Genomic DNA, 22,875 nt, shown 5'->3' on the forward strand with positions numbered 1-22,875 from the left:
CGGATCGGGGGGTCGGACCCGCATCGGCCGCGCGCGTTCCATGACCGTCTACGGCTATCACAACAGCCATGAGCAGTTCGCACCCGCGCGCCTGCTGTCTTTGGCGAAGCGGGCCGACGCGGCCGGGTTCCGCGTGGCCTCGGCCTCGGACCATTTCCACCCTTGGTCGGAGGCGGAGCAGGGTCAGTCGGGGTTCGTCTGGTCGTGGCTGGGTGCGGCGATGGAGGCGACGTCGCTGTCGTTTCGCACCGTATCCTGCCCCGGATGGCGGTATCATCCGGCTATCCTGGCCCAGGCGGGGGCCACATTGTCGGCGATGTATCCCGAACGGTTGTGGATGGCGCTGGGGTCCGGACAGCTTCTCAACGAGGGGATCGCGGGGGTGAACTGGCCCGCCAAGGACGCGCGCAACGCGCATCTTCTGGAATGCGTCGAGGTGATGCGTGCGCTCTGGGCTGGGGAGACGGTGACGCATCGGGGTCGCGTCACGGTCGAGGGAGCGCGGCTCTATTCCCGCCCCGAGGTGCCGCCCCTGGCGATCGGCGCCGCGGTGAGCGAGGCGACGGCGCGGTGGTGCGGCACCTGGGCCGACGGGCTGATCACCGTGGGCGCGGCCGACCGGTCGCGGACCCGCGCGGTGATAGATGCGTTCCGCGAAGGCGGCGGCGAGGGCAAGCCGGTCTGCGTGCAGGCCAAGATCGGCTGGGACGAGACGCGCGATGCCGCGCTGGAGGGGGCCTGGCGCGAATGGCGCACCAATATTCTGCCGGGCGACGTGCCTTGGGAAATCCGTACCCCGCGCCAGTTTCAAGAGGCCACGTGCCATGTCACCCCGGAGGACGTGGCGTCGGCGGTCTTCGTGTCCGAGGATCTGGATGCGCAGGCCGACCATATCCGCGACTTTGCCGAGATGGGCGCGGACGAAGTGATGATCCACAACGTGGCGCCCAACCAGGAGGCGTTCATCGACGCCTTCGGCGACCGCGTCCTGCCCCGACTGAAGGAAGCGTGATGCTCGACCTGTGGTACAAGAACGCGGTGATCTACTGTCTCGACGTCGAGACCTTCATGGACGCGGACGGCGACGGATCGGGTGACTTTTTGGGGCTGACCGACCGGCTGGACCATCTGGAGGGGTTGGGGGTGACGTGTCTGTGGCTCAACCCGTTCTATCCGTCGCCGATGCGCGACAACGGTTATGACATCACCGATTTCTACGGTGTCCATCCCCGGCTCGGCTCGCCCGGCCGCTTCGTCGAGTTCACGAAAGCGGCGGCCGATCGGGGGATGCGGGTGATGGTCGATCTGGTGTGCAACCACACCTCCATCGACCATCCGTGGTTCAAGTCGGCCCGCGCCTCCCGCGACAGCCCGCATCGCGACTGGTACGTCTGGTCGGAGGAAAAGCCCGAAGACATCACCGAGGGCATCATCTTTCCCGGCGTGCAGGAGGCGGTCTGGACGCAGACGGAGGAGACCGGTGCCTGGTACATGCACCGCTTCTATGCGCATCAGGCCGACCTCAACATCGCCAACCCGGAGGTCCGTGCCGAGATCCGGCGGATCATGGGATACTGGCTGGAAATGGGGGTCGAGGGGTTCCGCGTCGATGCGGTGCCGTTCCTTATCGAATACAAGGGCCTGAAGGAGGAGCCGGACCGCGATCCCCTGCTCTTGTTGTCGGAGATGCGCGATTTCCTGTCATGGCGACGGGCGGGCGCGATCCTGCTGGCGGAGGCCAATGTGGAGCGTGAGACGGTGCCCGAGTATTTCGGCGGCCGTGCCTTCGGCAGCGACGAGCGGATGCACATGGTGTTCGACTTCCCCCTCAACCAGCGATTGTGGCTGGGGCTGGTGCGCCGTTCGGCGGCGCCCCTGATCGAGGCGCTGCGGTCGCGGCCTGGCACGATGCCCGTCCACGCGCAGTGGGGCGTGTTCCTGCGAAACCACGATGAGCTGAGCCTCGACAAGCTGAGCGAGGCGGAGCAGAAGGAGGCTTTCGCCGCGCTGGCCCCCGAGGAGGGAATGCGGATCTATGGCCGCGGCGTGCGGCGGCGGTTGGCACCCATGCTGGACGGCGACCCGGCGCGGCTGGCGCTGGCGCATTCGCTGCTGTTCGCGCTGCCGGGGACGCCGGTGATGTGGTACGGCGACGAGATCGGAATGGGCGAGGATCTGGACCTGCCCGAGCGCCTGCCCGTGCGCACGCCGATGCAATGGTCCGATGAGCGCAACGGCGGGTTCAGTCGGACCAAGGGCGATCTGGTGCGCCCCGTGGTCGAGGACGGGCCCCTGGGGTTCCACGAAACCAATGTCGCCGCGCAGCGGGACCGGCCCGGCACCCTACTGGAAAGGGTACGTGCGGCGATCCGCGCGCGACGGTCGGCGCCCGAGATCGGCTGGGGCGACTGGACGGTGCTGGACGCGCCCGACGCGGTGCTGGCGCTGCGCTGCGACTGGCAGGGCGGGGCGGTGGTTACGCTGCACAACCTGAGTGGGGAGGAGGCGGAAATGAGCGTCGAGGCCGAGGAGCGGCTGATGCCGTTCCTCGCCAGCGTGGACACGGTGGAGCCCGTCCCCCCCGGCGGCACGATCGAGCTGGAACCCAACGGATACCGCTGGTTCCGCGTCGGTGGAGAGCGGCGATGACCGGGGCCGGGCAGGACGTGCCCTGGTGGCAGAAGGCCGTCGGCTATCAGATTTATCCGCGCAGTTTCCAGGACAGCAACGGTGATGGAATTGGGGACATTCCGGGGATCATCGCGCGCCTCGACCATCTGGCCGACCTGGGGGTGGGGTTCGTCTGGCTGTCGCCGGTCTATGCCTCGCCGCAGGTCGACATGGGGTATGACATCTCGGACTATCGCGCGATCGATCCAGCCTATGGCACGCTGGACGACATGGACCGCCTGATCGCCGAGGCGGGCGCGCGGGGTATCCGCATCGTGATGGACCTCGTGGTGAACCATTGCTCGGACCGGCACGACTGGTTTCTGAAGGCCGTGGCCGACCCCTCGGCGCCGGAGCACGACTACTTCATCTGGCGCGATCCCGGCCCCGACGGCGGGCCGCCCACCGATGCGCGGTCGGTCTTCGGCGGACCTGCGTGGACGCTGGTGCCCGAGTTGGGGCGCTACTATTTCCATCAGTTCGCCCCCGGGCAGCCGGATCTCGACTGGCAGAACCCGGACCTGCGGGCGGCGATCCACGAGATGATGAACTGGTGGCTGGACCGGGGGATCGGTGGCTTCCGGCTGGACGTGATCGACCTGATCGGCAAGGATCCGGATGCCGGCGTGTTCGCGGAAGGCCCCGACCTGCACCCCTTCCTGCGCGAGATGCACGACGCCGCCTTCCGTGGCCGCGACACCCTGACCGTGGGCGAGACCTGGAGCGTCACGCCCGAGACGGCGCTGCTCTATTGCGGGCGGGATCGGGACGAGTTGGACATGGTGTTCCAGTTCGAGCATGTGACCGCCTTTCACCACCCCGAACGCGGCAAGTGGGACCCGCTCCCGTTCGACCTGCCGGTCTTCAAGCGCACGCTGTTTCGCTGGCAGGAGGCGCTGCGCGACGATGGATGGAACGCGCTGTTCCTGTCGAACCACGACCTGCCGCGGCAGGTGTCGCGCTATGGCGACGACGGCGAGTGGCGGGTGCGGTCGGCCAAGGCGCTGGCCACCGCGATCCATCTGCTGCGCGGTACGCCCTTCGTCTATCAGGGCGAGGAGATCGGGATGACCAACACCCGCTTCACCGATCCGGACGAGTTCCGGGACATCGAGGCCATCGGGCATTGGGCCGAGGCGCGGGCGCGGGGCGAGGAGTTGGAGGATTTCCTGACCGGGGTGAACGCCAACGGACGCGACAACGCGCGCACGCCGATGCAATGGTCCGACGCACCCAATGGCGGCTTCACCACCGGCAGGCCCTGGATCGGGGTGAACCCGAACCATGCGGAGATCAACGTGGCGGCCGACCGCGCGGACCCGGACGGCGTCGTCGCGCATTATCGCCGGTTGATCGGGTTGCGCCGCGATCGGCGCATCGTCTCGCATGGGCAGTTCGTGGCCCATGCCGAAGGTCATCCGCAGGTGATGGCCTATGCGCGCGAGTTGGACGGAGAGCGCCTGTCCGTCGTCGTGAACCTCTGCGCGCAGCCCGTGTCGTTCCGGGTGCCAAAGGGGCTGGAGGTCGAGGGCGAGAGCCTGAGCGCGAACGTCACGCCCCGGACGCAGGTCCGCGGGACGCTGGACCTTGCGCCCTACGAAGCCTTTGCAGTCATGGGCCCTGGCGGGGAGAGCGGCCCCGGTTGAGCGGGGCCGCCATCTTCGGCACGTCAGACGAAGACGAAGCCATCCGTCTGTGATGGCGTCAGCGTCAGGCCGATCAGTAGCGGGTCGTGGTCGGAGGCTGCAAAGGGGGTCGTCGGGTCGAAGAAGCCCGCATCGGTGAACCGGCTGTCGTAGGACAGAAGGTCCGGTTCGGGCGAGTTGATGTGCCACTCGGCCACCCCGGTCACCTGACCCGCCAGAGAGTCCGTCGCCATCGCCTGATCGAGAGCGCCGCGCTGGCCGTCGAAGACGAAGCTGAAGGCGTCGGCCGCGCCCACGAACCGCTCCAGCAGGTTGACGTAGCCCGCCGCCTCGATTGCCTGCACCGGGTCTTCCTGGCTGTAGGCGTTGAGGTCGCCGATGATGAGGACGTCCGGGTCGCCCGTGCCCAGCGGGTCGGTGGCGAGCCAGGCGGTCAGCTGCTTTGCCGCCTGCGTGCGCGCGAGGTTCCAGTTGCCCTGACCGTCGCCCTGATCGGCGTTCGGGTCGCCCGCGTCCACCCCGCTCGGGCCCTTCGACTTGAAGTGGTTGCTGGCCACGGTGACGACGCCGCCGTTCGCATCCTCGAAGGCGCCGACCACGGCGGGGCGGTTGAGCTGCCGGTCGGCCACGTCGAAGGCGAAGGTGTCCGCGGCGATCAGCGACACCGCATCCATCTTGTAGATCAGCCCGGTGGTGATCGCATCGGTGCCGATCATGCCACCGTCGTCGGTCGGATCGACCACGGCATAGACCTCCGCCCCGAGCCGGGCGTTCAGCGCCGCGACCAGCGCGCCAATGGCCGAGCCTTCGCCGAAGCCGTTGTTCTCGACCTCCTGCAGGCCCACGATGTCGGCGTCCATCTCGACCAGCGCGTTGACCAGCTTCGTGGTCTGGCGCGCCAGATCGCCTTCGGTGGCGGCGCCGCGTTCGCCCAGCGTGGTGAAGTAGTTGAGAGCGTTGAAGCTCGCCACCGTCAGGTCGCCGCCCACGTCGGGCGCATCGGCGTCGCGTGCACCCGCGTTGGTGGCAGGGTCGATGGAGAGGGTTCCGGTCGGGATCACCTGATAGGCGCCGAAGGCATAGGCCAGCACGCCCTCGATGGGCGCGTCGATCTGGGCGCCGATGCGGGGAGCGGGGTTGCCCAGCGACAGGTCGTCGCCTGCCGACAGCACGCCGTCGCCGTCGTCGCCGGCCGTGTCGTTGGCGATGTAGCCGAAGCTGTCGGGGTTCTGCCCGCCGACGCCATCCTCGATCAGCAGGCGGTTGGCCGCGTTTCGCGCCATGAGCGCGTCGATCTCGGCAGCCTGGGTCTGCGCGTCGAAGATCTGCGTGGGCTGGATCTGCTCGCCCGCGCTGACGGTGATCTGGCCGAAGCGGTCGAAGTTGAAGTTCTCGATGATCGTGAGCGGCGCGCCCTCGGCCGTGACCGAGACGCGCATCCCCTCGACCGACTCGAGGTCGAACTCGGTCGCGAACGGCAGAACCAGGTCGGCGGCCGTGGGCAGGGCGGCGGTGCCCATGGTGCGGGTCGCGCTGGCGGCGATCTGGGTGAAGCCGAAGAACTCCTCCACCGTGCCTTCGGCATAGACGACATCGCCCACGGTCACGCCGGGGGTGTCGCCGGTGAAGACGAAGATGCCTTCGGAGGTGGCCGCGTTGCCGTCGGCGTCGGCGTCCTCCTCCTGCAGATAGAAGCCGTTGCCGACCGTGGCCGTCACCACCGCCGTCACCGACACGAACCGGTCGATCAGCGCGGCCACCGCGCCGTCGCCCTGCACCTCGCTGATGAGGGCGGCCTGCGCCTCGCCGGGGTCGACGGGGCCGCTGTCGTTGGCCGCGCCCCGAGTGGCCTCCACCGGTCCGGTCCAGGTGCCGTCGGCCTGCCGCTGCAGCGACTGGCCGACTTCGGTTCCGCTGCCTTCGGCGACGCCGATGTCGCTCGATGTCAGTCCCGTCGCCGGCCCGTCGGTCGCGGTGAGCACGCCCTCGTAGGACAGGAACTCCGCCACGGTCCCGTCGGGCGTGACCAAGGCGATGCCGTCGGGCGCGCCGTTCTGAAGGCCCACCGCGTCGAAATCCGCCACCCCGGCGTCGCCGATCGTGCCCGACAGGGCGATGGTATCGTAGACCGTGCCGTTGCTGCCGTTGTAGAGGACGAGGCTCCACCCCGTCAGCTCGGTTCCTGGCGCGCCCGCGACCTCGATGAACTCGCCGGTGTCGGCGCCCGCGTTGTCATAGTGGATTTCGTTGATGACCACGGCGGGCCCCTCGGCCACGTCGGTCACGGCGACGGAGACGTCCTGGCTGTCGGACAGACCGCCCGCGTCGGTGGCCGTGACGGTGACGTCATAGATGTTGTCACCGTCCGCATCGGTTGGAGCCTCGAAATCGGGGGCGTCGATGAAGCGCAGCGTGCCGTCCCCGCCGATGGTGAACAGACCCGCATCCGCGCCCGAGAGGGCGAAGGCGAACGTATCGCCCGCATCGGGGTCCGAAACCTGCGCCATCGCGACGGCGGTCTCGCCCTCGGCCACCTCGGCGGATTGCGCCACCGTCAGGATCGGCGCGTCGTTCACGCCCGCGACGGTCAGCGTCACCTGCGCCTCGGACGTCGATCCGTTCCCGTCGCTGACGGTATAGCGCAGCGTCGTCTGGGCGGTCTGCCCTTCGGCCAGCGCGTCGAGGGCGCCGCCCGCATCATAGACGATCTGTCCGTCGACCAGCCGCGCCGTGCCGATGAGGTCGGTGGTGTCGATGCTGACGATCCGCAGCGCATCGCCGTCGAAGTCGAAATCGTTGTCCAGAAGGCCGGACAGGGCCGTCTGACCCGCCGCCGACACGTCGGCGGCATCGTCCGCCGCGCGGACGGCGTTGTTGCCCCCGGTCAGGTCGGCGACATAGCCGTCGCCGAAGACCAGACGCTCGATCCCCCAGAGGCGGTCGACGTCGCTCGCGTCGCGCAGGTTCTCGACCCGGAACTTGCCGCGCCCCCCGCTGACGGCATAGTCGGTCACGCCGCCGCCCAGCAGGGCGGTGTCGAAGCCCGCGCCGCCGAACAGGCGATCGCGCCCGGCGCCGCCCGACAGGACATCGTCGCCCCAGCCGCCGAACAGGGTGTCGCGTCCGGCCCCGCCCGACAGGGTATCGTTGCCGAAGAGACCCAGCAGGACGTCCCGCCCCCGCCCCCCCGTCAGAATGTCATCGCCGAACGTGCCAATGCGGAACCGGGGAAACGAAGTCATCTGTCACCTGTCCTGAAAGCTAGGTTGGAGTGTCCGGGACAGTTGCGGACCTGTCAGATGCGATTGCAAACATTTTCTGACATCGGCCCGGAAGACTAGGCGAGTTCGATCCAGAGCATGACGAGGGCCATGCCCACCATCATCAGGTTCTCGGTCAGGGACACGAAGCCCAGCGGCACGTTGCTGTCGCCGCCCACGCAGGCGCATTTGAGTTCGCGCTTGTCGACGTAGACGGCCTTGAACACCGAGACCGCCCCCACCGTCCCGATGAACAGGGCGGAGGGGATGGAGAGCCAGGGCAAAAGCATGGCCGTCATCAGGAGGCCCGCGCCCGTTTCGATGAAGGGGTAGGCATAGGCATAACGGACCCAGCGTTTTGCCAGCAGGTCGTAGTTGAGAAACATCGTCGAGAACGACTCGATGTCCTTGAGCTTCTGGAGGCCGAGCAGGACCATGGAGATGGAGATGAACCATCCAAGCGTCCGCCAGGCGAATATCGTGGGCAGCGTTAGCCAGGCGACGGCGAGCGCCAGCAGGGCGGCGACGGAGAACAGGGCGATGATGGGCTGATAGGACGTGTCGCCCGCCTCAGGATCCGCCTTGCCGAAATGGACCCGCAGATCGTCGTATCCGCCGATACGCTCGCCGTCGATGAAGGTCTGCGGCGTGGTGTCGACACCCTGCCTCTCCATGAAGGCTTCGGTCTCCTCGCGGGTCGTCAGGGGGTGATCCTCGACCTCGAACCCCTCACGCTCAAGCAGATCCTTCGACTTCAGTCCGAAGGGACAGATGTGGTCGGGCATCGTCATCCGGTAGAGTTTCGCGGTTCTCGTGGTGTCGCGTGGCATCGCGCCCTCCCTCAGGTGCAAGTCCAGTAACCGTCGAAGCCGACCCGGAACGGCGGTTCGGTCGTCAGATCGAAGATCAGGTCGGCGCCTTCGCCATCGTCCGTCTCGGGCGGGGTGAGCGTCAAGCGGATGCCTTCGGCGGCAAAGGTCGGAACGTCGCCATCGAGCAGGATCAGCGAGCCCGAGACCTTGGCCACGCCGCGTCCGTCCGCCGTGGCGAGGATCGGGTCGGCATCGACGGCGCGGGTGAAGCGGCAGGTGGCTTGCGTGCCGAGCGCGCGGGCGATCTCGGCCTCGGTCATGGGGTCGGGCCGGATGCCGGCGATGACGGGCGTGGCCAGCGCCTCGGCCAGCGTCTCGACCGGCGTCTCGCCGTCCGTGCGGCCAAGGGGGGTGTCGGCACCTGCTTCGCCATTGCGAGCGATGTCCTCCAGCAGCCAGCGCATCTCGGAGATTTCGCGATCCTGCGCCAGCACGATCTCCTCGGCCAGCTTGGCCACGCGGGGGTCGCTGATATCGGCGCGCCGCGACGTCAGGATCGCGATGGAATGGTGCGGGATCATTGCCTTCATCCAGGATCGGTCCTCGACCAGGGCCTGCGTGCGGAAGAGGGTCAGCGCGGCGACGAAGACGACGGCGCTGCCTAGGAAAATGGCGATGTTGATGCGCTTGTCGGAATACATTCCCAGCATGTAGGCCAGCATGATGACGGCCATCATGGCACCCATCCAGAACGCCATGTAGACGCGGCTTTCGCTGAAGTAGAGATGCTCCCAGGCGTAGGAATTTGCGTACATCAGGCCGTACATCACGACCGTGGACGTGCCGATCATCGCGAAAAAGCGCCAGTATGACATAGGGTTTCTCCTGCTGCTTCGACAGGAGAACAACGTTCCAGCGCGGGCGGGTTCCGTCAGGCCTGGAGGGATTTCAGGATCGGACAGTCCGGGCGGTCGTCGCCGCGGCAATGATCGACCAAATCGGCCAGCGTCTCGCGCATGTCGCGCAGATCGGCGATCTTCGCGTCGATCTCAGCCAGGTGGTCCGCGGCGATGCGCTTGACCTCGGCCGAGGCGCGCGCCTCGTCCTCCCAGAGGGCGAGCAGGGCCCGGCAGTCCTCGATCCCGAAGCCGAGGGCGCGGGCGCGACCAAGAAACGTCAGCTTGTGGACGTCGCTCTCGCGAAACACGCGGTAGCCGTTCGCCTCCCGCTGCGGTCGGACGAGGCCGATGTTCTCGTAGTAGCGGATCGTCTTGGGCGGGACGCCCGAACGTTCGGCGGCGGCGGAGATGTTCATGCCAGCGCCTCCTCGGGTCGGGTGTCAGGAGACGCGTCCCCGACCGGAGTCCCGGCGCGTCGCAGGCGCAGCGCGTTGCTCAGCACGAAGACCGACGACAGCGCCATGGCCCCGGCTGCCAGCATCGGCGACAGGAGCGTCCCGGTCAGGCCGTAGAGCACCCCGGCGGCCACCGGGATCAGCGCGGCGTTGTAGGCGAAGGCCCAGAACAGGTTCTGGCGGATGTTGCGCATCGTCGCGCGGCTGATCGACAAGGCGCGGACCACGGCGTCGAGTTCGCCGGACATGAGCACCACGTCCGCCGCCTCGATGGCGATGTCGGTGCCCGTGCCGATGGCGATGCCCACGTCGGCCTCGGCCAGGGCGGGGGCGTCGTTGATGCCGTCGCCGACGAAGGCGATGGCGCCGTGATCCGCTCGCAGGGCCTTCAGCGCGTCGACCTTGCCGACCGGCATGACCTCGGCGACGATATGGTCTATGCCCAGCCGGCCCGCCACGGCGCGGGCCGTGGTTGCGGCATCGCCCGTGATCATCGCGACCTGCAGGTCCAGATCGTGCAGCGCCCGGATGGCGGCGGGGGTGGACGGCTTGATCGGGTCATCCACGCCGATGGCCGCGGCGACGGCCCCGTCGATGGCGACCCAGAGCGGCGTCCGGCCGTCGCGCGCGATGCGGTCGGCATCGGCACGCAGTGGGGCCACGTCGACGCCCTCGCCGGTCAGGAACCGTTCGGCGCCGACGAGGACGCGCCGATTGTCGACCATGGCCGAGACGCCAAGGCCCGTGTGGCTCTCGAATATTGAGATCTCGGGCAGGGTCAGGCCTTCACGCTCCGCCGCGCGCAGGATGGCGCCGGCGATGGGGTGTTCGGATTTCGCCTCGACCGCCGCGGTCAGGGTCAGTACCTCGGGGCGGGTCAGGCCAGGGGCGGGGATCAGGGCGGTGACTTCGGGCCGGCCGGCCGTCAGGGTACCGGTCTTGTCGAGTGCCACGACGCGGACGCCCTGCAATGCCTGGAGGGCGTCGCCCCGGCGGAACAGCACGCCCAGTTCGGCGGCGCGGCCGGTCCCAACCATGATCGACGTGGGCGTGGCCAGACCCATCGCACAGGGGCAGGCGATGATGAGGACCGACACACCCGCCACCAGTGCGAGCGACGGATCGACGAACAGCCAGACCGCCACCGTAAGCGCGGCGAGGCCCATGACGACAGGCACGAAGACGCCTGTCACGCGGTCCACGAGCGCCTGGATCGGAAGCTTGGCGCCCTGCGCCGTCTCGACCATGCGGATGATCTGGGCCAGCACGGTATCCTCGCCTACGGCGTCGGCGCGCATGGTGAAGGCCCCGGCGCCGTTGACGGTGCCGCCTGTCACCGGGTCTCCCACCTCCTTGCGGACGTCGTCGGGTTCGCCCGTCACCATGCTCTCGTCGATCCAGGAGGCGCCGTCGGTCACGGTGCCGTCCACGGCCAGACGCGCACCCGGGCGTACCTCGATCAGGTCGCCGGTCACGATGTCGGCCACGGGCACCTCGACCGCCGCGCCGTCGCGGATCACGCGGGCGGTCGCGGGCCGTAGGCCCACCAGACGCGCGATGGCGGCCCCGGTGCGGCCCCGTGCCCGCGCTTCCAGCCAGCGCCCCAGCAGGATCAGCGTGACGATGACGGCGGCCGCCTCGAAATAGACGGCGCGGGTGCCTTCGGGGAAGATGCCGGGCAACAGAAGGGCCACGGTGGAATAACCCCAGGCCGCGAACGTGCCGAGGGCCACGAGGCTGTTCATCTCGGGCGCGCCGCGCAGCAAGGCAGGGATGCCCTTGGTAAAGAACACGCGGCCCGGCCCGGCCAGCACAAGCGTGGCCAGCACGAACTGGATCCACCAGGACGCCGTCCGCCCGATGGTCGCGTCGACCAGATTGCGGACGCCGGGGATGAAATGCCCGCCCATTTCCACCACGAACACCGGCAGCGTCAGGGCGGCCGCCACGATCAGGCGGCGGCGCAGGTCGCTGGCCCCGTCGTCATGCTCCGGGCGGGCGTCGGTGCCGGCCTGCGGCACACTGGCCGCGTATCCTGCCTGCGTCGACGCGCGAGCCAGATCGGCGGGCTTCACCGAACCATGCAGAACCGTAACAGTCGCCCGGCCGGTGCCGAAGTTCGCCTGCGCCCCGGTCACGCCCGGCACCGCCATCAGCGCCCGTTCCACGCGCCCGACGCAGGACGCGCAGGTCATGCCGTCCACGTCCAGCACGACCGTCTCCTGCCGCGCGGGATAGCCGGCTTCGGCCAAGGCTGCGGAGAGGTCGCGCGCCGATGCGGTGCCGTCGACATGGGCGCGGTGGGTGGCGAGGTTCACCCGGACGCCTGACGTGCCGGGCACGGCGGACAAGGCGCGTTCCGCCCGGCCCACGCATGAGGCGCAGGAGAGGCCTTCGATTTCGAATGTCTGGGTCGCCATGGGAATCTCCGCATCCGGTCCTGACGGTCAGATGGGGGTTCCAGTAGCTGGAAGGTCAAGGGTCCGGAAAGAAAAACCTCCATCGTCTGGCATTCCCGCGCGGGAATGCCCTAGGTCGGGTTCGACAACGAAAGGAGTGCCCCATGCGCCTGAACGTCGAGAACATGACCTGCGGCCACTGCCGTGCGGCGGTGGAGAAAGCCATCGCCTCCGTCGACCCCCGGGCAAAGGTCGTCGTCGACCTGCCCGGCCGCACTGTCGATGTCGAGAGCGACGCCGGTAAGGAGCAGCTGCTTCGGGCGCTGCGCGACGAAGGCTATGAGGCGCGGCCGATCTGAGGCGGGTTGGGATCGACGAGGGCGCGCTTCGCTTGCATGGACCCGTAACCGCGCCTAGGTGTCTGCCATGCGCTTCCTGCTTCCCCTTCTGCTGACCGTCGCGCTTCTGTCCGCGCTGACGATGCAGGCCGCCCATGCGCTGTCGCAGGGCGCGAGCCATGCGGCGATGGAAATGGGCGATATGCCCGATGGCGAGACGCCGGAGATGGAATGCTGCGATGCCGTGCCGGGCCGGACCTCCGCGCCCTGCGGGTGGGATGCCGTCCTGATCTCCGCTCCGTTTGCGCCGGACGTCGCCGTCCGCACCATCCGGCACCGCACCGCGCAGGCACGGGCGCCCGCGCCCCCGGATGCAGTCGTTCCGCTGGCCCCTCCGAAAGGCTGAAGTCGCTTCCTTCGTGACTTTTCCGGAGCGTGCTGTCGCACGTCCCACCCTTTCGACCGAGGATCATATCATGACCGATCGACGCCGTTTCCTGACCCTTCTGGCAGGCACCGCCTTTGCCGGGTCCACCCTTTCCCTGTCCGCACGGGCCGCCGCGCCTGTCGACCTCGAAATCTTCAAGTCGCCCGGATGCGGCTGCTGCGAAGGGTGGGCCGACCTCGCCCGCGCGCGCGGCCATGTCGTCACCATGCGTGAGTTCACGGATCCCGACGCAGAGAAAGCCGCGCTCGGCGTGCCGGGGGCGCTCGCCTCCTGTCACACCGTTCGGGCCGAAGGCTACGTGTTCGAGGGGCATGTGCCCTTCGAGGCCCTAGACGCCGTGTTGCGCGACCGTCCCGCCATCGCGGGGCTGGCCGTTCCGGGGATGCCGATGGGGTCGCCCGGCATGGGGGACGATCCGGATGCACGCTTCGACGTGATCGCTTTCGGTGGCGCGGCCGGCGACGGGCGGGTGTTCTACCGTGCCGGGACCGCGACGCCTTTCGCGAGCTGAGGGTCGATGCGACGCATCGTGCTTCTGGGGTTGGTCGGCGGCATCGGGGTCGCCGGCCTCCTCATCGCCGTCTGGCCCGGGGCCGAAGCTGACAGCCCGGGCCTGCGTCCGGACGACCGGGCCGAGGTTCAGCTGGGGGCCGCGATCTATGCCGCGCAATGCGCTTCGTGCCATGGGGCGGGGCTGGAGGGTCAGCCTGACTGGCGCAGTCCGGGGCCGGACGGGGCCCTGCCCGCACCGCCCCATGACGCAACCGGGCACACATGGCACCATGACGACGCCACGCTCATCACCTTGACGCGGGACGGGGTCGGGGCATTACTCGGGCCCGACATGCGCGTGAATTCGGGAATGCCGGTCTTCAAGGATGTCTTGACGGATGCGGAGATCCGCGCGGCGCTGTCCTACATCAAGTCCACCTGGCCGGCGGAGGTGCGGGCCACCCACGACGCCATCAATGCCCGGGCGGAAGGGCGCTAGGCGCGCCCTTCCGGTTGCCGGTGAGACCTTGCCGCGCAGGCAGACGTCGCCGTTCGGCGCGACGTTCCGATCCCCGATGTCGGATGGCGGAACGGAAGGGTTCTGGCCGGCTCGCGCCCTTTCGGTTGCATAATGGCCCGTCGTCGAGTCTATTGCCCGTCAACGAGCGGGCGATACTGAGCGTCCAGCCACATCAGGGAGCCGGATATCTTGTCCGATGCACGTGAAACCGCGTTCGTGGAGTTCGAGCGCGTCCAGAAAAGCTACGACGGCGAAACGCTGGTCGTCAAAGACCTCAACCTCTCGATCGCCAAGGGCGAATTCCTCACGATGCTGGGGCCGTCGGGGTCGGGCAAGACGACATGCCTGATGATGCTGGCAGGCTTCGAGACCGCCACCCACGGCGAGATCCGTCTGAAGGGGCGCGAGATCAACAACATCCCGCCCCACAGGCGCGGCATCGGCATGGTGTTCCAGAACTACGCCCTGTTTCCGCACATGACCGTGGCCGAGAACCTGAGTTTCCCGCTGGAGGTCCGCAAGGTCGGCAAGTCCGAGCGGGAGGAGCGGATCAAGCGCACGCTCGGCATGGTGCAGATGCAGGATTTCGGCGGCCGCCGGCCTGCGCAGCTTTCAGGCGGGCAGCAGCAGCGGATCGCGCTGGCGCGTGCGCTGGTCTTCGAGCCGGAACTGGTGCTGATGGACGAGCCGCTGGGCGCGCTCGACAAGCAGCTGCGCGAGACGCTGCAGTTCGAGATCACCAACCTGGCGCATGAGCTGGGCATCACTACGGTCTACGTCACCCATGACCAGACCGAGGCGCTGACGATGTCGGACCGGGTCGCGGTGTTCGACGACGGCCGCATCCAGCAACTTGCCCCGCCGGACGAATTGTACGAACGGCCCGACAACAGCTTCGTCGCGCAGTTCATCGGCGAGAACAACACGCTGGCCGGCCAGCTGACGCAGATGGGCGACCACCGCTGCCTCGTCAAGCTGGACGACGGCGCCACCATCGACGCCGTTCCGGTCAATGTGTCGAAGCCGGGCGAGCGGACGCTGGTGTCCATCCGCCCCGAGCGGGTCGAGATCGACCCGGAACTGGGGCCCGATGCCCATACGCTCGACGCCGAGGTGCTGGAATTCATCTACATGGGCGACGTGTTCCGCACCCGCCTGCGGGTGGCGGGGCGCGATGATTTCATCGTCAAGACCCGGAACCGTGTGGGCCAGAAGCGGCTGACGCCCGGCCAGCACGTCAAGATCGGCTGGCTGCCGGAGGATTGCCGCGCGCTGAACGGGTGACGCGGCCGGAGGGACAAGCCCCGCGGATGCCCGGCGCGTGGCGATGAGAACAAGGGCCTGCAACAAGGAGAAACCGAGATGAAACTTAAATCACTGATGCTCATGAGCGGCGCGGCGATCGTGGCCATGCCGGCGCTGGCGCAGGAGATGGCCGACGAGATGACGATCGTCAGCTGGGGCGGCGCGTATCAGAACAGCCAGCTCAAGGCCTATGTGGAGCCGTATCAGGCGATGCATCCGGAGCTGAAGGTCACCTGGGACGAAAGTTCGGCCGAGGCGGTGGCGGGCATGCGCGCTCAGTCCGAAGCCAACAACATCACCTGGGACCTGGTCGATGCGACTGCCGCCGATTCGATGCGCCTGTGCGACGAGGGTCTGGCCATGGAGGTCGACCACGACGAGCTTCTGGCGCCCGCGCCCGACGGCACGCCCGCGTCCGAGGACTTCGGGGAGGAGATGCTGATCTCGGACTGCTTCATCCCGCAGATCGCCTATTCCTATACCTTCGGCTACCGCACCGATGTGGACGCCTGGGACGGCCGCACCCCCGATGAGATCTGCGACGTCTTCAACCTGGAGGAGTTCCCCGGCAAGCGCAGCCTGGAGAAGCGTCCGCACAACAACATGGAGTGGGCGCTGATCTGTGACGGCGTCGCCATGGAGGACGTCTACGACACGCTGGAGACCGAGGAAGGGCAGGACCGCGCGCTGGCCAAGCTCGACACCATCAAGGACCAGACGGTCTGGTGGACGTCGGGCGCGGACACGCCGCAGCTTCTGGCGGACGGTGAAGTCGTGATGGGGTCGTCCTACAACGGGCGCCTATTCTCGGTCATCGAGGAGCAGGATCAGCCCGTCGCGATGCTCTGGGACGCGCAGTCCTACGACCTCGACGGCTGGGTCATTCCCGAGGGGCTGGACGAGCCGACGCTGAACCGCGTGAAGGACTTCCTCTATTTCGCCACGGACACGCAGCGTCTGGCGGATCAGGCGGCCTGGATCAGCTATGGCCCGGCCCGCAAATCCTCCGCCCCGCTGGTAGGCAAGCACGCGGAGCTTGGTATCGAGATGGCGCCGCACATGCCGACGAACCCCGACAACGCGAGCAACGCCTTCGTGCAGAACTACGAATGGTGGGCGGATTACCGCGACGACCTGGATTCGAAGTTCCAGGCCTGGCTCGCGCAGTAAGCCATCATGGGGGGCGGCCGCAGGGTCGCCCCCGACATACCCGGCACCCGGACGACCCGAAGGCGAGACCTCATGACCGATGCAACCCAGGGCCCCGACGCGAAAACCGGCGTGACGCCGGACACCGGCCTGCGCATCGTCGAGGAGGAGCTGGCCGGCCCCGTGCTGGCGGCCGACGGGACGCCGCTCCGACGCAGCCTCAACAAGGCCCTGCGCCGGCAGAAGCTGCGGGCGCTGGCCTTGATTGCGCCGCTTCTGATCTTCGTGCTGGTGACGTTCATAGCCCCCATCGCTGACATGCTGTTCCGGTCGGTCGAGAACCAGATCGTGTCCGAAACGTTGCCGCGCACCGTCGTCGCGCTGCGCGATTGGGATGGGGAAGGGACGCCCGACGAGGAAGTGTTCCGCGACCTGGCACGCGATCTGGTGATCGCGGCGGAATTGAAGAACCATACGCGGCTTGGGTCGCGCCTGAATTACGAGACGACGGGGGCGTCTTCCCTGCTGCGCAAGACCGGGCGAGGCGTGGATGATATCGGCGAGGAACTGACGGACCAGTTCATCGCTCTGAACCCCGCATGGGAGGAGCCCGCGACCTGGATCGCGCTGATGGCCGACGAGGGCTGGATCGCCGATCAGGCGGAATGGGCCGCCGAGAAGGAAGCAGCCCAGGGGCCCTTCACCACGCGCGAACCGGCTTTTCGCCTGCGCGACGGTGTGGCGGAGATGCTGCCGCGGACCGCCGACATCTACGCCGATTTCGCCCGTCTGATCCAGACCGAGGACCGCGACAGTCCCACGGAGGAGGAACCCTGGAACATCGTCTATCAGGCGCTGTGGGAGGATCTGACACTCGGTCCCGTGACCTTGCCCGAGGATGAGCCGCTGCTGGCCGAGGCCGCCGTCGCCGCCCCGACGTTCGATGCGCTCTCCGTTACCGATGCCTTCGTCGACATGGACCGGGACTGGGCCGACCCGGAATTATGGGGCACGATCAAGGCGTTCTCGGGCAAATACACGGCCGGCTATTTCCTGGCCGCCGCCGATTTCCAGCTGACCGCCGACGGCATCGCGGCGCAACCCGAGGACCGGCAGATCTATGGCCTCCTGTTCGGGCGGACGATGTTCATGTCGCTGACCATCATGGTCAGCTGCATCCTGCTGGGCTATCCGATCGCGTTCCTTCTGGCGAACCTGCCGATGCGGACGGCGAACATCCTGCTGATCCTCGTCCTGCTCCCGTTCTGGACATCGCTTCTGGTGCGGACCTCCGCCTGGAAGGTGCTGTTGCAGCAGCAGGGGGTCATCAACGACATCCTGGTCTGGACGGGGATCGTATCGAACGCAGGGCGGCTCGCGCTCATCAACAACCAGACGGGCACGATAATTGCCATGACGCACATCCTGCTGCCGTTCATGATCCTGCCGCTCTACTCGGTGATGAAGACGATTCCGCCCAGCTATGTCCGGGCGGCGAAGTCGCTCGGGGCCACGAATTTCACGGCCTTCCGCCGGGTCTATTTCCCACAATCGGTGCCGGGCATCGGGGCAGGGTGCATCCTCGTCTTCATCCTGTCGATCGGCTATTACATCACGCCTGAACTGGTGGGCGGCACGACGGGGACGTTCATCTCGAACCGGATCGCCTATCACATCTCGAGTTCGCTGAACTGGGGCCTAGCGGCGGCGCTGGGGACGATCCTGCTCGTGGTCGTGCTGGTGCTCTACTACCTCTACGATCGGATCGTCGGCATCGACAACGTGTCGCTGTCCTAGGAGAGACCGCATGACGCTTCCCCCCTATGCCACCCTGGGCCAGAAGATCTGGCACTACACGTTCCTCGTGATCTGCGGGCTGATCTTCTTCTTCCTGATCGCGCCGATCCTGACCATCATCCCGCTCAGCTTCAACGCCGAGAACTTCTTCACATTCACCCCCGGCATGCTGGCCTTCGACGCGGAGGCCTATTCGCTCAAGCACTACCGCGACTTCTTCACCAACCCCGACTGGCAGCAGGCGGTGAGCAACTCGGTCACGATCGCGCCGGTGGCTACGCTCCTGTCGGTCGCGCTGGGTACGCTGGCGGCCATCGGCCTGTCGCAAAGCCATGTGCCGTTCCGCCGGGCGATCATGGCGATCATGATCTCGCCCATGATCGTCCCGCTCATCATCTCGGCGGCGGGAATGTACTTCTTCTATTCGCGCATCGGGTTGCAGGGCACCTACTTGGGGGTCGTGCTGGCCCATGCGGCGCTGGGCATTCCCTTCGTCATCATCACCGTGACGGCGACGCTGGTGGGCTTCGACGAATCGCTGACGCGGGCCTCGGCCAACCTCGGAGCGGGGCCGGTGCGGACGTTCTTCAAGGTGCAGATGCCGCTGATCCTGCCGGGCGTGATTTCAGGGGGGCTGTTCGCCTTCATCACCTCCTTCGATGAGGTGGTGGTGGTTCTGTTCGTGGGGTCCGCCGAACAGAAGACGCTGCCCTGGCAGATGTTCATCGGCCTGCGCGAACAGATATCGCCCACCATTCTGGCAGTGGCGACGATCCTCGTGGTCATCTCGATCGGGCTTTTGACGACGGTGGAACTGCTCCGCCGCCGGTCCGAGCGGATGCGGGGCATGACGCCTGGCTGAACCGGAGCGCGTGTTCCGGGACCAGGCCCGGCGCCGAACGGTACCGGCCCTGACGGATGATGAGGGGTGCTGGTTGCGGGAGTAGGATTTGAACCTACGACCTTCAGGTTATGAGCCTGACGAGCTACCGGACTGCTCCATCCCGCAAGGGGCATCTAGCTGCCTCGTGGGGGGGATACAATCCCCGTCGTCAGGATTTTTTGCATCGGTCTGACGTTCGCGCGTCAGCCGTATCGCGCGACCGTCAGCCCGTCGAAGTCGATCTCTGGCGTGCGGCCCAGCACCGCGTCGGCCACGGCCCGGCCCGATCCGCAGGCCATCGTCCAGCCCAGCGTTCCGTGCCCGGAGTTCAAAAACAGGTTGCCATAGCGCGTCGGCCCCAGCACCGGTGTGCCGTCGGGGGTCATGGGGCGCAGGCCGGTCCAGCCCTCGCTCTGCGACAGGTCGCCGCCCTTGGGGAACAGGTCCGAGACGACATGGCGCACAGTGTCGGTGGCATGCGCGTTCAGCCGTTCGTCGTATCCTACCAGCCCTGCCTGGCCCGCCACGCGGATGCGGTCGCCCAGCCGGGTGATCGCGACCTTGTGCGTCTCATCCATTAGGGTCGAGCGGGGCGCGGCGTCGGGATCGGTGACTGGCAGGGTGATGGAATAACCCTTGACCGGGTAGATCGGCACGCGAATGTCCGCCGTCCGCAAGATCGCAGGGGCCTGCGGGCCCAAGGCGCAGACATAGGCATCAGCCTCCTCCGGCCCGGCGTCGAGCCGCACGCCGATGATCCGGTCGCCGCGCGTCTCCAGCGCGCGGACGGTCTCGCCATAGCGGAAGGTCACGCCGAGTCCGGCGGCCCGTTCGGCCAGCGCCTCGGTAAACATGCGGCAGTCGCCGGTCCGGTCGGCCAGCAGGCGCAGGCCGCCCACGAACTTTTCCTGCACGTGGGCCAGTCCCGGCTCGGCCGCGATGCAGCCGTCGCGGTCCAGCACCTCGTAGGGAGAGTCGAACTCGGCCAGAACCTCCTGATCGGCCTTCGACGCCTCGACCTGCTTCTCGGTGCGGAACAGTTGCAGCGTGCCCAGCTCCCGCAGGTCGAAGTCGAGCGGCACTTCTTCCAGCAACTCGGTCATGGCGTCGCGGCTGTAGTTCGAGATGCGGACCATGCGTGCCTTGTTGGTCCGATAGGACGCGGCGTTGCAGTTGCCGAGCATCATCCAGGTCCAGCGCATCAGGTCGGGATCGAGCAACGGCCGCACGAACAGGGGGCGGTACTTCATCATCATCCATTTGATCGCCTTGAGCGGGATGCCGGGTGCGGCCCAGGGCGAGGTCATGCCGTAGCTGAGCTCGCCCGCGTTGGCGAAGCTGGTCTGCATGCCCGGCCCGGATTGGCGTTCGATCACCGTGACCTCGGCCCCTGCGCGCGCCAGATACCAGGCGGTCGTCACGCCGATCACGCCTGCCCCAAGAACGATGACCTTCATGGCTTTTCCCTTTTGACTGACTGCAAGGGCGACGCGGCTGCCGCCGGGCGCAGATCAGCACCTTCGCAGCTGCGTCCGCAAGGTCCGGTTTTCGCGCAGCCGGTTCTGCATCTGGGGGGACGGTCCGCAGGATGGGCGCTTTCGCGCCGATGGGCAGAGAGGCGGATTGAAAGCGCCACGCCGCCGGCCCACATATGAAGCATGAGGAAAATCAGCTATTCCAAGAGGTTCCTGCTGTTCGCGGGAAATCTGCTGACCCGGCATTAGCCCCGGGCGCGGGCGGAGTCCGTCCGGCGCCACGGGGGTGATCCTGATCTCTCGACACGCAAGACGAACGACTGGCAGGCGTCCCTTCGCAGGGGCCAGCCGGACGTCGTCGGTCAGCATCTTCGGAAAGGAAAAGACATGCATCCTCTCATCATCGCCCGCGTTCTCGACGCCCCGCAGCGGCGCATCGACATCGCACCCGGGCGCGTCGGTCTGCGCCGTTGGCTGCGCACCCGCCTCGACGGTTGGCAGCGGCAGCGGATGGTCGCAACTCTCCACAGCCTCGATGACCGGACGCTGCGGGACATCGGCCTGCATCGTGGCGGCATCGCGGAGTTCGTCGACCGGCTGGACCGGGGCGAACTGCGGATGGCGCCGGTCGCGCGACGGACATCCCCCGCGCCCGAGCAGGCGGAGGTCTACGCACGGGCAGCCTGAAGGGGGCGATCCCGAAAGGGAGGCATGACGTGATGCTGAGCAGGGCCTATCACGAGGATCTGTTCCCCGACGGGTTTCCTCCTGCACCAGCTTCGGCTCTGCCCCGACCGATGGGGGGATGACAGCGGTCCGCCCTCTCCGCCACGCGCCTGTCGGGCGATGTGGCGGTCCGCACTCCCCGCGCGGTCGGGCTTGTCGCTATGGATGGCTCCACTGATCCCGATGGCCGCGACGCTGGCGGCCGGGACGGTATGGCAGGGTTGGCCAACCCCCCTAAACCCGGCATGGCAATCGCGTTAGGGTGGGGGACCGGACGCGAAAGGAGCGGCAATGGCCTTGGCGAGACTACTGGCGGCGGTGGACCGATTTCCCCAGGGCGAGGCCGTGCTCGCCCGCACGCTGCAATTGGCGCGCGCCCATGGGGCCGCGGTGACGATCGCGCATGTGATCGACGTGCCGGGTCCCCTGCCGTCGCTCGATCTGGGCGAGACGCTCCGCGCGCAACTGGAACGCGGCGCGCGCGATCGGATCGAAGCTGCGCTCGGCGGGCTCGACGGGGCGGACATCGACATCGACGTCCGCATCGTCCTGGGCCACGCGGTCACTTGCCTGACCGATCTGGCGCGGGATGTCGGGGCCGGTCTGATGGTCATGGGCGCACATCAGGGCGACCGTCTGGCCGACCGCATCCTGGGGTCGACGACCGATCGGGTCATGGCATCGGGGTACGTGCCTTTGCTCGTCGTCCGGGCCGGGATCGCGCCCCCGCACGCGCGTGTCCTGCTTGCGGCGGATGGCGGGCCGTCGGACGAGGCGGCTTTGTCCTTCGCCGCCGGTCTTCTGCCGCAGGCGTCGCTGCACCTCGTGCAAGCGGTGCGGATCGTGCAGCAGCTCGAGGAGGCGATCCTGCGGATCGGCACAGGCCCCGAGGAGATGGAGGCGCACCGGCGCGCGATCGCGGATGCGGCCGCCCGAAACCTGCGCGAGCTTGCGGCGACGCTGGACCGCCCCGTAACCCTGCGCGTGATGCAGGGCGACCCGGCCGACGCGATCGTCCGGGCAGCGCGCCGGCGCGGGAGCGACCTGATCGTGCTGGGGCGAGGGCGCGCCGGCCTGTTCCGCCGCGCCTTCGTGGGCAGCGTGGCGCGGCGGGTGGTGCGCGATGCGCCCTGTGACGTGCTGGTCTGCCGCCCGCCCGAGGGCGGTCAGTCGGACTGAGCGCTGAGCCCAGCGCTGTTCCGCGCACCGCTCAGCCCAACGATATTGGGGCAGGGCAACTTCCGCTCGTTGATCTTCGGCGGCTCACGGTGCTTCCGCTGGCCGAGATGAAGTCATGCGCATCGCTGAGCGAAAAACCGCGCTGCCAGATGGCAGGCCATTTCAGCCCATCGGTTCGGCGTCCGATGGGCGTCTCGAACGGGGCGTTGCGTGACCGGGACAGGTGGCGCGTTACCTGGCCGCCCCGTCCCGGCGACATGATGGAACCCACGGAACAGGGCGAAGATACCGATGACGGCTGCGCAGGTGAAGGCTCGGCGACGGATGGAGGAACCGACTGGCAAGAGAGCCTGCGAGCGACCTTTCACAAAGGTCGCCGCCCGGGGGATCTTGGCCCCGTGACGATCCCGAACGGGGATCCG

17 protein-coding genes, 1 tRNA gene and 2 pseudogenes are annotated in these 22,875 nt (G+C 67.7%); 13 read left to right on the top strand and 7 right to left on the bottom strand.

The annotated features are described in order from the left end of the window. Positions 1 to 40 precede the first annotated feature (40 nt). The 3 genes from JAN5088_RS00815 to JAN5088_RS00825 are packed head-to-tail and all read left to right on the top strand — an operon-like array spanning position 41 to position 4,316. Positions 41 to 1,012, top strand: a complete 972-nt coding sequence (locus JAN5088_RS00815) for a TIGR03885 family FMN-dependent LLM class oxidoreductase (RefSeq protein ID WP_055680898.1) — start codon at positions 41 to 43, stop codon at positions 1,010 to 1,012. Beyond that, positions 1,012 to 2,649, top strand: coding sequence for an alpha-amylase family protein (locus JAN5088_RS00820; protein ID WP_082429737.1), 1,638 nt, complete (start codon positions 1,012 to 1,014; stop codon positions 2,647 to 2,649). The genes JAN5088_RS00815 and JAN5088_RS00820 overlap by 1 nt, the downstream gene beginning before the upstream one ends. Further along, complete coding sequence (locus tag JAN5088_RS00825; RefSeq protein ID WP_055680900.1) at positions 2,646 to 4,316, top strand: glycoside hydrolase family 13 protein; 1,671 nt, start codon at positions 2,646 to 2,648, stop codon at positions 4,314 to 4,316. The genes JAN5088_RS00820 and JAN5088_RS00825 overlap by 4 nt, the downstream gene beginning before the upstream one ends. Positions 4,317 to 4,339: 23 nt before the next feature. Here the strand turns inward: JAN5088_RS00825 and JAN5088_RS00830 are convergent, their stop codons facing one another. The 5 genes from JAN5088_RS00830 to JAN5088_RS00850 all read right to left on the bottom strand — a co-directional run bounded on the left by JAN5088_RS00830 (position 4,340) and on the right by JAN5088_RS00850 (position 12,162). After that, entirely contained in the window at positions 4,340 to 7,558 is a 3,219-nt protein-coding gene (locus JAN5088_RS00830) for an ExeM/NucH family extracellular endonuclease (protein ID WP_055680901.1), read from the bottom strand. A 95-nt stretch (positions 7,559 to 7,653) separates the two neighbouring features. After that, positions 7,654 to 8,406, bottom strand: coding sequence for a MauE/DoxX family redox-associated membrane protein (locus JAN5088_RS00835; RefSeq protein WP_055680902.1), 753 nt, complete (start codon positions 8,404 to 8,406; stop codon positions 7,654 to 7,656). 11 nt (positions 8,407 to 8,417) lie between these two features. Further along, on the bottom strand, positions 8,418 to 9,263 hold the full coding sequence (locus JAN5088_RS00840; RefSeq protein WP_055680903.1) for a DUF6692 family protein: 846 nt from the start codon (positions 9,261 to 9,263) through the stop codon (positions 8,418 to 8,420). Between the two features lie 56 nt (positions 9,264 to 9,319). Then, a complete protein-coding gene (gene cueR, locus JAN5088_RS00845) occupies positions 9,320 to 9,703 on the bottom strand; it encodes a Cu(I)-responsive transcriptional regulator (RefSeq protein WP_055680904.1) in 384 nt (127 codons plus the stop codon). Next, complete coding sequence (locus JAN5088_RS00850) at positions 9,700 to 12,162, bottom strand: heavy metal translocating P-type ATPase (RefSeq protein WP_055680905.1); 2,463 nt, start codon at positions 12,160 to 12,162, stop codon at positions 9,700 to 9,702. The genes cueR and JAN5088_RS00850 overlap by 4 nt, the downstream gene beginning before the upstream one ends. 143 nt (positions 12,163 to 12,305) lie before the next feature. Here JAN5088_RS00850 and JAN5088_RS00855 point away from each other — a divergent pair, with 143 nt between their 5' ends. The 8 genes and pseudogenes from JAN5088_RS00855 to JAN5088_RS00890 form a co-directional block, all read left to right on the top strand. Then, a complete protein-coding gene (locus JAN5088_RS00855; RefSeq protein WP_055680906.1) occupies positions 12,306 to 12,500 on the top strand; it encodes a heavy-metal-associated domain-containing protein in 195 nt (64 codons plus the stop codon). A 67-nt stretch (positions 12,501 to 12,567) separates the two neighbouring features. Beyond that, a complete protein-coding gene (locus tag JAN5088_RS00860; RefSeq protein WP_055680907.1) occupies positions 12,568 to 12,885 on the top strand; it encodes a hypothetical protein in 318 nt (105 codons plus the stop codon). Positions 12,886 to 12,955: 70 nt separating this feature from the next. Then, positions 12,956 to 13,438: a DUF411 domain-containing protein gene (locus JAN5088_RS00865; protein WP_055680908.1), complete on the top strand. Its 483-nt coding sequence runs from the start codon at positions 12,956 to 12,958 to the stop codon at positions 13,436 to 13,438. A 6-nt stretch (positions 13,439 to 13,444) separates the two neighbouring features. Further along, positions 13,445 to 13,918: a c-type cytochrome gene (locus JAN5088_RS00870; protein WP_055680909.1), complete on the top strand. Its 474-nt coding sequence runs from the start codon at positions 13,445 to 13,447 to the stop codon at positions 13,916 to 13,918. 210 nt (positions 13,919 to 14,128) lie between these two features. Then, the gene (locus tag JAN5088_RS00875; protein ID WP_082429738.1) at positions 14,129 to 15,223 is read left to right on the top strand and encodes an ABC transporter ATP-binding protein; all 1,095 of its coding nucleotides are present in this window, start codon (positions 14,129 to 14,131) and stop codon (positions 15,221 to 15,223) included. Positions 15,224 to 15,301: 78 nt separating this feature from the next. Beyond that, positions 15,302 to 16,414 (top strand): extracellular solute-binding protein, encoded by a 1,113-nt coding sequence (locus JAN5088_RS00880; RefSeq protein ID WP_055680911.1) that lies wholly within the window; start codon positions 15,302 to 15,304, stop codon positions 16,412 to 16,414. A gap of 72 nt (positions 16,415 to 16,486) precedes the next feature. Next, the gene (locus JAN5088_RS00885) at positions 16,487 to 18,190 is read left to right on the top strand and encodes an ABC transporter permease (RefSeq protein WP_055680912.1); all 1,704 of its coding nucleotides are present in this window, start codon (positions 16,487 to 16,489) and stop codon (positions 18,188 to 18,190) included. A gap of 1 nt (position 18,191) precedes the next feature. Then, a pseudogene (locus JAN5088_RS00890) lies at positions 18,192 to 19,052 on the top strand (ABC transporter permease); the annotation flags it as partial. Positions 19,053 to 19,122: 70 nt separating this feature from the next. On the opposite strand, the gene JAN5088_RS00895 reads toward JAN5088_RS00890, so the two are convergent. Both JAN5088_RS00895 and JAN5088_RS00900 read right to left on the bottom strand, forming a co-directional pair. Further along, positions 19,123 to 19,199 (bottom strand) — tRNA-Met (locus JAN5088_RS00895). Positions 19,200 to 19,276: 77 nt separating this feature from the next. After that, positions 19,277 to 20,545, bottom strand: a pseudogene (locus tag JAN5088_RS00900) (D-amino acid dehydrogenase); the annotation flags it as partial. A gap of 390 nt (positions 20,546 to 20,935) precedes the next feature. Here JAN5088_RS00900 and JAN5088_RS00905 point away from each other — a divergent pair. Both JAN5088_RS00905 and JAN5088_RS00910 read left to right on the top strand, forming a co-directional pair. Beyond that, positions 20,936 to 21,235 (top strand): YjiS-like domain-containing protein, encoded by a 300-nt coding sequence (locus JAN5088_RS00905; protein ID WP_055680915.1) that lies wholly within the window; start codon positions 20,936 to 20,938, stop codon positions 21,233 to 21,235. Positions 21,236 to 21,565: 330 nt separating this feature from the next. Then, entirely contained in the window at positions 21,566 to 22,453 is an 888-nt protein-coding gene (locus JAN5088_RS00910) for a universal stress protein (RefSeq protein ID WP_055680916.1), read from the top strand. The last annotated feature ends 422 nt before the right edge of the window (positions 22,454 to 22,875 follow it).

This window comes from Jannaschia rubra, from assembly GCF_001403735.1.
Classification (GTDB): domain Bacteria; phylum Pseudomonadota; class Alphaproteobacteria; order Rhodobacterales; family Rhodobacteraceae; genus Jannaschia; species Jannaschia rubra.